The sequence below is a fragment of the Ectopseudomonas oleovorans genome (assembly GCF_029845265.1).
Classification (GTDB): domain Bacteria; phylum Pseudomonadota; class Gammaproteobacteria; order Pseudomonadales; family Pseudomonadaceae; genus Aquipseudomonas; species Aquipseudomonas oleovorans.
Window position 1 is genome coordinate 1 of record NZ_JAOCLK010000075.1, and the last position, 9,492, is coordinate 9,492.

Genomic DNA, 9,492 nt, shown 5'->3' on the forward strand with positions numbered 1-9,492 from the left:
ATATCCTTGCCCTCCATCGTAGCGCAGTACAGCAAGGTTGCCGAGTATTTCAATTTTCTATCGTTTCGTCTGAATCCAGATTGTCTTCGAGAGTTTTGCACGATGCTTCATATTCAAAAATATATTCTCCGATAGGAAGCTGGGCGTCCTTGTCCACACAAACAATATGAATATTGAAATCATGGGTAGTGCCTGTGCCAGCACTAAGCCTATGAGCCGGCAATTCTTCTGGAGCATCCAGCAGACGAACCTTAAGTGCCGGAGGAGCGATCATGTTCGGATCTAAATGCCCGCTGACTGTGAAATTCCGTACTTGGCGTCGTAACTCAACAATCAAGGTGCCTATGTTTTTATGGCTTGTGTTCTCCACTATGGATTGTCTTTGCAATCTCACTGCTTCCAGTCGCCAAGCACTTACGGCACGAATTTCCTCGATTGCTGTCTCATTAATGGGCTGTTGAAGTCGTTGAAGCGCTAGCTCTAAAAAACGCTCCGTCTGATAAATCAATACTCGCTGCCCAGAGAATTGTTTCGCCTCTTTAGCTAGCTCAGGCCTTGGTCCAGTTGTTTTCCCCGACAGCTTCTCCCACCAGTCCTCTTTGCGTTCTGATGTGACAAGTATGATCGGCTTTGCTGCTGTTTTCGCATGTTCGATGACTTGGAGCCACAGATAATAGTCTCCGTATGGTCGATCCTCGTCCTTGTCATCATCCAGATACCCAGGGGGGATTTTGTTATTTTTCCTCTTCTCAGCCTGATGCTCAATTCGCTCTTTATCCTCGTCGCTAAAGTCGTCACCAACTGCGCCATCGAACAGATCGAGAAGTTTCTCGAGAATTGGATCATCACGAAGAAATTTTGGATACCCATCTTTTGCCTCTTGGATTTTTGACTGAGCTTCCAGTATTGATGGTCTTATCGTTCTATCCAGTTCGTCAGGCAGTGCGGACGGGATTATTCGATTTCCTCTTAGTTGTGCAATGGAAGAATTGAGGCTGGCATTCAATTTTTCCATTTCATCTTGTGCTTGCTTGAATGATTTCTCCGATGAAATTATAACTTTGGTTCTGTTTCTGAAGAATTCAGTTGCAGCCTGATGTGAAATCCACTTCTTGCCCTCAAATTTCTGAAGCACTTCAAGCAGGCTATTTCTTGTATCCTCATGATAGCGATATAGATCGAGAAGAACGTTCGTATCGACTGTCAGGATTCCATCTTTCCAGATGATATCCAACTCACTCTCCGATGGGGCTAGATACCAATCAAATTTGTTTTTCATAAATTGAAAGTCCAGTATGAATTTGAATCGAGAAACAGTTATCGCCAGTGACTAAGTTGGCCCATGAAAAAAGTGAGCGCCTATGATGCTGCTCATTTGTCGCCACTCATATTTAGTATCTGGTCCAACTCCTCTCGCACCTGAGTAAGAAGTTCGTTGGCTTTGACGATGTTGTCGTTTGAATACGACAAAGTCATAAGTGTCAGGGGATGAACGTCCATTACCTCGCATAGTTCGGCTAGTTTGCTGATGGTCGGACTTTTCAGGTCGCGCTCCAGCGTACTCATGTAGGTACGACTCGACACGTCGGAAAACGCTTCCTGGCTCAAGCCACGCGCTTTTCTGACCGTCTTCAACGCTTTCGCCAATGAGTATTGTTCCGCCACCAATGGTTTCCCCTCAAAAACCAAGATGACAGCCCATTGCGCCCTATAGGACTACAATCTATAGTGTTCATTTGGTGTTGTTCTCCGTATTCGTGCCTTTACAGAAATCCGCATCGGTGGATTCCAGCAAAGCCACAGAACCGCATCCGTGCTTGCACACGAAGGCACGAATCCGGATTTGCGGCTCTGCGCTTTGGCATGAAACCGCATCCGTGCATCATTGGATTTGTGGGATTGCCGACCATGCCCCAGCCGCTCACTACCACCCCTGAGCGCGCGCAATTGCTCGCCAACGGTCAAGCACGCGCCGCAGGCCAGGACACCGACCCGGTGCCGGTGGTACGCCTATTCACCCCGGACGCCCACGCCATCTGGCTGCTGGTCTCGCTCGATCCCGCCGATGGCGACACGGCCTATGGCCTGATCGACCTGGGGATCGGCATGCCTGCCCTGGGAACGGTGAAGCTCTCTGATCTGGTGTCCATCGTCGGGCCGCATCGGCAACCCGTGATGCGCGACCGCTACTTCCAGCCGGTGCGGAGACTGTCGGAATACCTGCGGCTGGCCGAGGAAAACGGCTCGATCACCGACTGAAAAACCGGAGCCAACGGCAGCGCGTTGTGTCTTTTTCAGTCTGGCTCCAGACCATTCCGGTCTTAATGGGCAACCTTGCACCCGAACAGTGCGTACCTGATCGAAACAGTCATGATGCCCGGCGCGGCTTTTGGCAGGCTGGCCGATGCGGCATGCCATTTCGGTGCATTGTCGCCGTCGCATTCGGACGAAACCCGCAACGCATCGGAGCCAATCGGTCTTGACGCTGACAGTTTATCGTTTCACTCATGACGTTTCGATGATGGCTTCATAGCGCGCCTTTGCGCCGTGGCGACGTACCTCAAACCGAGGGAGGTTGCGTCATCATGGCTGATCGCAGCGCCGAGTCCTGGTATCCGACAGCGGCCTATCTCTACGTTCTGCACCTGGATGGTCCGGCGCTGGCCTGGGAATACCTGCGCCGCCATCCCGACTACCGCCGCGACTGGCTGCGCCGTCGGTCGGACGCGGCGCGGCGTTGGGGGCTGCGCCTGCTGGAAGACCCGACCCTGGATGCGCGCGACGCGCATCCGACGTGGTTTCCCGACCACGATGCCGTGCTCCAGCTCTACCCGGATGCCGACCCACCGCCCAATGCCGTGGCTTTCGCGTTGTGGCGCATTCCCGGCCACAAGTACCTGATCCACGACGGCCGGCGCCTGCTGCTGGTGGCCCGTTGGCCGGGTGCCTGCCTACGCCTCGCACTGGCGCCCGGCCTGGCCGATGGCATGGCCTACGTCTATGCCATCCGGGCCTGTGACATGCCCCACGCGCGCTGTCAGGCGCTGACGGCCTCACTGAACGAGCTGACCGCCGCCATCGGCATCCCACCCGTAGCGCTGACGCGGCCCCGGCCGCCCCTGACGCCCTTACTGGAACTGCACACCTTGCAGGCGCTCGACGCGACCCTGGCGGGCGCGTCCTTGCGCGAGGTGGCCGAAGGGCTGTTCGGCGTCGATGCCGTCGCGGACGACTGGCACGCCGACAGCGCCCTGCGCGCCCGCGTGCGTCGGCTGGTGCGCCGGGGCGATGCGCTGATGCGCGGCGGCTATCGCCGCCTGGCACAGCTTCCACCCGTTGAACAGGGACGCACTGCTCTTGCAGCAAAACGTCCCTGAGCAGGAGCCCCGCGTTTTCTGAGACTGCCTCCATCCGGCCGCGTTGTGTGGCCGGGCGTTTTCAACCGATGGAGGTTCATCCCATGCGACCCGCTCCCTTGCGGCCTGCCGCCGCTGCTGCCGCTGCGCCTGCGCAGCCCCAACGCTACCTGACCAACGACGAAGCCGCCGAGTATCTGCGCCTGTCGCCGCGCACGCTGGAGAAACAGCGCGTGATCGGTGGTGGCCCGAAGTTCCGCAAGTTCGGCCGCCGCGTCATGTACGCCGTGGCCGACCTCGATGCCTGGGCCGATGCCCGCAGCTACGAGGCCACGTCCGACCCCGAATACGCCGAACGCCACGCGGGCGACTACCGTGATGGTCGCTGATCGTCGGCGCGCCGGTGGCCATCGTCATGTCCAGCCCATCGCTGCCGCCCCGGCAGCGGCCAGCGCAGCAGCGAGAACAGCTCGATCTGTTCCGCGCACTGCCGGGCGAGGACATGGCGCCGCGCGATGCCCAGGACTTGATGGCCTATCCGTTCTTCTCGCTGGCCAAGTCGCGGCGCACGGCGCCGATCGACTTTCGCAGCGGCAACGTCACCCTGCGCGTGGAAGGCACACAGGAACACGGCATCGCCACCATCTGGGACGCCGACATCCTGATCTGGGCCGCCAGCCAGATCGTGGAAGCCCGCGATGCGGGCATCCAACCGTCGCGCAGGATGCAGGCTACGCCTTACGAGATCCTGCGCTTCATCGGGCGCGGTACATCGTTGCGCGACTACCAGCGCCTGAAGGCCGCGCTCGACCGGCTGCAATCGACCACGGTGGCCACGTCCATCCGCGAGACCACCGGGCGGCGCCTGCATCGTTTTTCCTGGATCAACGAGTGGAAGGAACTGGCCGATGCCAGCGGCAAACCGCTGGGCATCGAGCTGATCCTGCCGGACTGGTTCTATGCGGGCGTACTCGACGCCGCCCTGGTGCTGACCATCGACCCGGCGTATTTCCGCCTGACCGGCGGCATCGAGCGCTGGCTGTACCGGCTGGTGCGCAAGCATGGCGGCCGGCAGGAAGGCGGCTGGCAATTCGACATCCCCTACCTGTATCGCAAGTCTGGCAGCCTGGCACAGCCACGCGATTTTGCCCGCGATCTGCGCGCCCTGGTGGCGCGGCAGTCGCTGCCCGGTTACGAGCTATCCATCGAACGCTGGCCCGGCGCGCCGGAAATCCTCGCATTCCGACCCGTGCCGCAAACGGCACGGGGATAAGTCTGGGGATGAAAACGGAACAATCTGTGAATGGGCTCGTGCTATCGGGCGCGCCAAGACTCGTGCTATCAGGCGCACCGGTATCGTGCTATCAGGCGCGCAAATCGCATCTAACTTCAATGGCCACAAGGGTTTTTTCGCCCCTTAACTTTATATCTAACTTAAACATCTTTCTAACGAATGATAAAACCCTGTTATTGGGCCGGTGGATAACCGCCGACCACCAACAGCACAAGCGTTTTTCAAGTCGTTTATGGCGTCGCTTTCCACCACGGAGGGCTGCGCCATGATCGTCGCCTTGCTCAACCAGAAAGGCGGCGTAGGCAAGACCACGCTCGCCACCCACATCGCCGGCGAACTCGCGCTGCGCGGTCAGCAGGTCATCCTGCTGGATGCCGACCCGCAGGGGTCATCACTGGACTGGACGCAGCGGCGCAGCCAGCAAGGGCTGCCAAGGCTGTTCAGCGCCGTGGGCCTCGCCCGCGAAACGCTGCACCAGGAAGCGCCGGAACTCGCCCGACGCTGTGATCACATCGTCATCGACGGCCCGCCACGCATCGCCGCACTCGCGCGCTCCGCGCTGCTGGCGGCAGACCGTGTGCTGATCCCGGTGCAGCCCAGTCCCTATGATCTGTGGGCCAGCGCCGAGATGGTCGCGTTGATCCGCGAGGCGCAGGTGTTTCGCCCTGCATTGCAGGCGGCCTTCGTCATCAACCGGCGCGTCAGTACCACCGTGATCGGGCGCGAAGCGCGCCAGGCGCTCGCCGACCAGCCGCTACCCGCGCTGCGCGCCGAGGTGCGCCAGCGCATCGTCTTTGCCGACAGCGTGGCTGCTGGCCGGCTCGCCCGCGAGACGGCGCCTGACAGCGCCGCCGCCCGAGAAATCACCGCCCTGGTGGATGAACTGTTGCGGTGGCCGTCATGAGCAAGGAGCGCGGCAAACGCATCGCCATCGGCGCGCGCCCGCCGGCGAATCCGCAGGCCGAAGCGTGGATTCGCCAGGGCGACGCCGATGCCTTGCAGAAAGGCGACCTCTACACCGCGCGCCTGACCCTCGACATCACGCCCGCGATGCGGGCACGCATCAAGGTGTCGGCCTTCACGCAAGGCGTGACGGTGGCCGAACTGCTGCGCGGCCTGCTGGAACGGGAGTTTCCCCCGGAGAACACACCATGACCACATCCGCTTCGCCTGCCGCGAATGCGGTCGCATCGCCGCCGTCGCTTTCGGTACTCGCCGGCCAAACCGACAACGTGCCGCTGACCCGCGTATCGCTGGCCTATATCGAATCACGCTTCAAGCTCTACCTGCGCTTTGGCGAACCCGTGCGCACCATCCGGCTCGACCGCTGGCGGCGCGTCGCAATGTTCCTGCCGAACGTCGTGTTCTGCCGCGTCCACTGGCAGGCCAACGACTACGGCACGATCCGTTGGCAGCTCATGGTGATGCAAGCCTGCACGCTACTGGATGCCATGCAGCGCATCCCTGGCGTGTGGCCGGGCGCACGCCTGTTGTTGCGCGCCGAGGGCGACAAGAGTGTGCGTGCCGTGCTGGAACGCATCGACGCCATCGAGGCGCTGGGCATCGCACCGCACAGCGCCTCGCCCGCGTACTGGCGCACGCTGGGCAACCGCCTAACGGCGCGCTTGCCGCTGCCCGACTACACCGCCGAACGGCACGCCGCCTGGCTGGTCGGGAGGGCGTTGTCATGACCACGGTTTCCGCGTCCAGCACCGCACCAGGTCCTCGCGCGCGCCTGCGCGCTCGCCTCGTGCTGGCGGCCCTGTCCGTTTGCGGCCTCGCTGCGCTGGCCTGGGCGTCCTTCGTGCAGCCGCTGCCGCGCCTGGTCTACAACCCGTCCGACAGCGTGCCGGTCGGCTGGTATCGCGTCGAACCCCTCGACCATCAGGCTGGTTCGCTGCCGGTCGGCAGCATCATCCTGACCACGTTGCCGCCAGCAGCAGCCACGCTCGCTGCGCAGCGCGGTTACCTGCCGACGCACGTTCCACTGCTCAAGCGCGTGGGTGCGATCGCACCGCAGGAGGTGTGCATCGCTGGCGGGATCGTACGCATCGACGGCGTGCCGGTGGCCGCCGTGCTGCCCGCCGACCGGCTGGGCCGACCGTTGCCAGCCTGGCCACAGTGTCGGCAGCTTCGGCCTGGTGAACTGTTCCTGCTCAGCATGACCAATCCGGCGTCGTTCGACAGCCGGTATTTCGGGCCGGTCAGAGCCTCTGCCGTGATCGGTGCCGCGCGCCCGGTCCGGCTGGAGGCACGCCCATGATGGCTGCCGACTCGCTGCGTTTCATCGTGCCATCCGGGGTGTTCTTCCATTGTCCGTCGCCGTGTTGTCGTGCGTGCAGTGCGGGTGTATCCACGCCGCACGTCGCGCTGCCTCCGGCGCAGCCGTCCCACGTGCAGGTGTCTTGCCTCGAATGCGCCCGGCCTGCGGCCGTCGCCGCGTTCGCCGGCGCGCTGGCTGCTCGCGCAGCAGCGCCGCCGGGCCGCCGCTGCCCGGAGCGACAGCGAGGGGCAAAGGCGGAAGGCAAGACAAAAGGACGCGGCACCGGGCCGCGTCGAAAGCCAGTCTGCACATGGGGGTGGCGCGGCACGGAGCGGCTTTGCCGCCGTGCCGCGTTCGGCGCGAAGGTCGCGCCAATGCAGGCATGTCCGCGTGCTTCGCACGACAGGACACGCCAGAGCTTGCAGGGAGCGCAGCCATGACCGACCGCCGCGACGACGATTTCCGCGTGCGCCCCAGCGCCCCGAAGAACCGGGGCAAGGGCCAGGGGCAGAGCTTCGTTTCCAAGGTGCTCAAACAGGCGGGCAAAGCCAGCAGCGGCAAGTCCACGGTGCGCCGTCCGGCATCGGCGAGTGGCACCGGCCAGCGGCCCGGCTCGCGCCTGGGGCGCGGCCACACGGCAGCACGCTTCGCCGGGGCGAAGCTGACGCCTATGTCGCGGCGCGCGACCATCAAGACGCTGCTGGTGAACCACCAGCGGGCCAGCCCGCAGTCGCTCGCCAAGCACCTGCGCTACATCGAGCGCGACGGCGTGGGCCGCGACGGCGAGCCGGGCCAAGCCTACGGGCCGCAGACAGACGTGGCCGATCTCGACGCCTTCAAGGAACGCTGCGCCGACGACCGGCACCATTTCCGCTTCATCCTCTCGCCCGAGGATGGCGCGGAGCTGGAAGACCTGCGCACCTACACGCGGCACCTCATGGGCCGCATGGAGGCCGACCTGGGTACGGGCCTCGATTGGGTGGCCGTGAACCACTGGAACACCGACAACCCGCACACGCACATCGTCGTGCGCGGGCGCGACGACACCGGCAAAGACCTCATCATCGCGGGCGACTACATCGCCGATGGCTTCCGCTATCGCGCCGCCGAGCTGGCGACCGAATGGCTGGGGCCGCGCACCGAACTGGAGATCCAGCAGACCTTGCAGCGTGAGGTGGAGCAAGAGCGGTGGACGAGCCTGGATCGCACCCTCAAGCGTGAGATAGGCGAGGCCGGCGGCGATGGCCTGGTGCGCGTCGAAAGGTTCAACGCCCCCCGCTTGCAGCGCCAACGCCTGATGCTAATCGGCCGCCTGCAACACTTGCAGCGCCTGGGCCTGGCCGACGAGACGCAGCCCGGCACCTGGGCCATCCATGCCGATGCGGAAAAGACATTGCGCGCGCTGGGCGAGCGCGGCGACATCATCCGCACCGTGCAGCGGGCCATGCGCGGCGAGCCGCGCGAGCTGGCCGTGTTCGAGCCGGGGGACGATGGCCGAACCATCCTCGGCCGTGTGGCCGCGAAGGGGCTGGCCGACGAGCTGCGCGACCGGGGCTATCTGGTCATCGACGGGGTGGACGGCAAGGCCCATTACGTCGCGCTCAACGCCCGCGACGAGCTGGCGAACTACCCGAGCGGCGCCGTGGTGGAGGTGAAAGGCTCGGCCGACGTGCGCGCAGCCGACAAGAACATCGCCGCGCTGGCGAGCGATGGCCTGTACCGCACTGACCATCACCTGGCGATCGGGCAGGGCCGGGCCAAGGCCGGACGCGACCCGCAAGAAGTCGTCGCCGCCCACATCCGCCGGCTGGAGGCCCTGCGTCGGGCCGGCATTGTGGAGCGCGTTGCCGAAGGGCTATGGAAGGTGCCGGACGACCTGGCCGAGCGTGGCCGCCAGTACGACGCGCAGCGCCTGGGCGGCGTGGCCGTGGAGCTGAAATCGCACTTGCCCATCGAGCGGCAGGCCCGCGTGATCGGGGCCACGTGGCTCGACCAGCAGTTGATCGGCGGCGGCTCGGGCCTGGGCGACCTGGGCTTTGGTGGCGAGGCCAAACAGGCCATGCAACAGCGCGCCGACTTCCTGGCCGAACAGGGGCTGGCCGAGCGGCGCGGGCAGCGCGTGATCCTGGCGCGCAACCTGCTGGGCACACTGCGCAACCGGGAACTGGCACAGGCCGCGAAGGGCATTGCCGCTGAAACCGGCCTGGAGCATCGCCCGGTGGCCGACGGGCAGCGCGTGGCTGGCATCTACCGGCGCAGCGTCATGCTCGCCAGCGGGCGCTACGCGATGCTGGACGACGGCATGGGATTCAGCTTGGTGCCGTGGCGGCCGGTGATCGAGCAGCGGCTGGGGCAGCATATCGCCGCCGTGGTGCGCGGTGGCGGCGTATCTTGGGAGCTTGGACGGCAGCGCGGGCCAAGTATTTCTTGAGACCCTTCATCTACTTGTCGAACGGCCGAGCGCCTTCATCAGCCCCGGCTTCTGGCTCGCAAAGGTGCCATAGAAGACCTCATTACCGATGAGCGTGATCGGAGCCACGCGCACGCCGGTTCGTGACTTGGCTTCCGCAGAAATCTTC

General features: G+C 63.5%; 11 protein-coding genes. 9 read left to right on the forward strand and 2 right to left on the reverse strand.

The features are described from left to right. Positions 1–49: 49 nt before the first annotated feature. Both N5J71_RS21620 and N5J71_RS21625 read right to left on the reverse strand, forming a co-directional pair. A complete protein-coding gene (locus N5J71_RS21620) occupies positions 50–1,279 on the reverse strand; it encodes a PIN-like domain-containing protein (RefSeq protein WP_257709607.1) in 1,230 nt (409 codons plus the stop codon). 92 nt (positions 1,280–1,371) lie between these two features. Next, positions 1,372–1,665: a helix-turn-helix domain-containing protein gene (locus tag N5J71_RS21625; RefSeq protein ID WP_257709608.1), complete on the reverse strand. Its 294-nt coding sequence runs from the start codon at positions 1,663–1,665 to the stop codon at positions 1,372–1,374. 243 nt (positions 1,666–1,908) lie between these two features. Here N5J71_RS21625 and N5J71_RS21630 point away from each other — a divergent pair, with 243 nt between their 5' ends. The 9 genes from N5J71_RS21630 (at position 1,909) to N5J71_RS21670 (ending at position 9,344) form a co-directional block, all read left to right on the forward strand. Beyond that, positions 1,909–2,259, forward strand: a complete 351-nt coding sequence (locus N5J71_RS21630) for a DUF2958 domain-containing protein (protein ID WP_257709610.1) — start codon at positions 1,909–1,911, stop codon at positions 2,257–2,259. A gap of 326 nt (positions 2,260–2,585) precedes the next feature. Beyond that, positions 2,586–3,377, forward strand: coding sequence for a DUF7011 domain-containing protein (locus N5J71_RS21635; RefSeq protein WP_257709611.1), 792 nt, complete (start codon positions 2,586–2,588; stop codon positions 3,375–3,377). An 83-nt stretch (positions 3,378–3,460) separates the two neighbouring features. Then, positions 3,461–3,745 (forward strand): helix-turn-helix domain-containing protein, encoded by a 285-nt coding sequence (locus N5J71_RS21640; protein ID WP_257709612.1) that lies wholly within the window; start codon positions 3,461–3,463, stop codon positions 3,743–3,745. Positions 3,746–3,771: 26 nt separating this feature from the next. Then, complete coding sequence (locus N5J71_RS21645; RefSeq protein WP_257709613.1) at positions 3,772–4,629, forward strand: replication initiator protein A; 858 nt, start codon at positions 3,772–3,774, stop codon at positions 4,627–4,629. A 286-nt stretch (positions 4,630–4,915) separates the two neighbouring features. Then, positions 4,916–5,554 (forward strand): ParA family partition ATPase, encoded by a 639-nt coding sequence (gene parA, locus N5J71_RS21650; RefSeq protein WP_279917628.1) that lies wholly within the window; start codon positions 4,916–4,918, stop codon positions 5,552–5,554. Further along, the gene (locus N5J71_RS21655; RefSeq protein WP_257709616.1) at positions 5,551–5,805 is read left to right on the forward strand and encodes a chromosome partitioning protein ParB; all 255 of its coding nucleotides are present in this window, start codon (positions 5,551–5,553) and stop codon (positions 5,803–5,805) included. The genes parA and N5J71_RS21655 overlap by 4 nt, the downstream gene beginning before the upstream one ends. After that, entirely contained in the window at positions 5,802–6,341 is a 540-nt protein-coding gene (locus tag N5J71_RS21660; protein ID WP_257709617.1) for a DUF2840 domain-containing protein, read from the forward strand. Before N5J71_RS21655 ends, N5J71_RS21660 begins: the two co-directional genes overlap by 4 nt. After that, positions 6,338–6,913: a S26 family signal peptidase gene (locus tag N5J71_RS21665; RefSeq protein ID WP_257709618.1), complete on the forward strand. Its 576-nt coding sequence runs from the start codon at positions 6,338–6,340 to the stop codon at positions 6,911–6,913. The genes N5J71_RS21660 and N5J71_RS21665 overlap by 4 nt, the downstream gene beginning before the upstream one ends. Positions 6,914–7,349: 436 nt before the next feature. Continuing rightward, positions 7,350–9,344: a relaxase/mobilization nuclease domain-containing protein gene (locus tag N5J71_RS21670; RefSeq protein ID WP_019396546.1), complete on the forward strand. Its 1,995-nt coding sequence runs from the start codon at positions 7,350–7,352 to the stop codon at positions 9,342–9,344. The last annotated feature ends 148 nt before the right edge of the window (positions 9,345–9,492 follow it).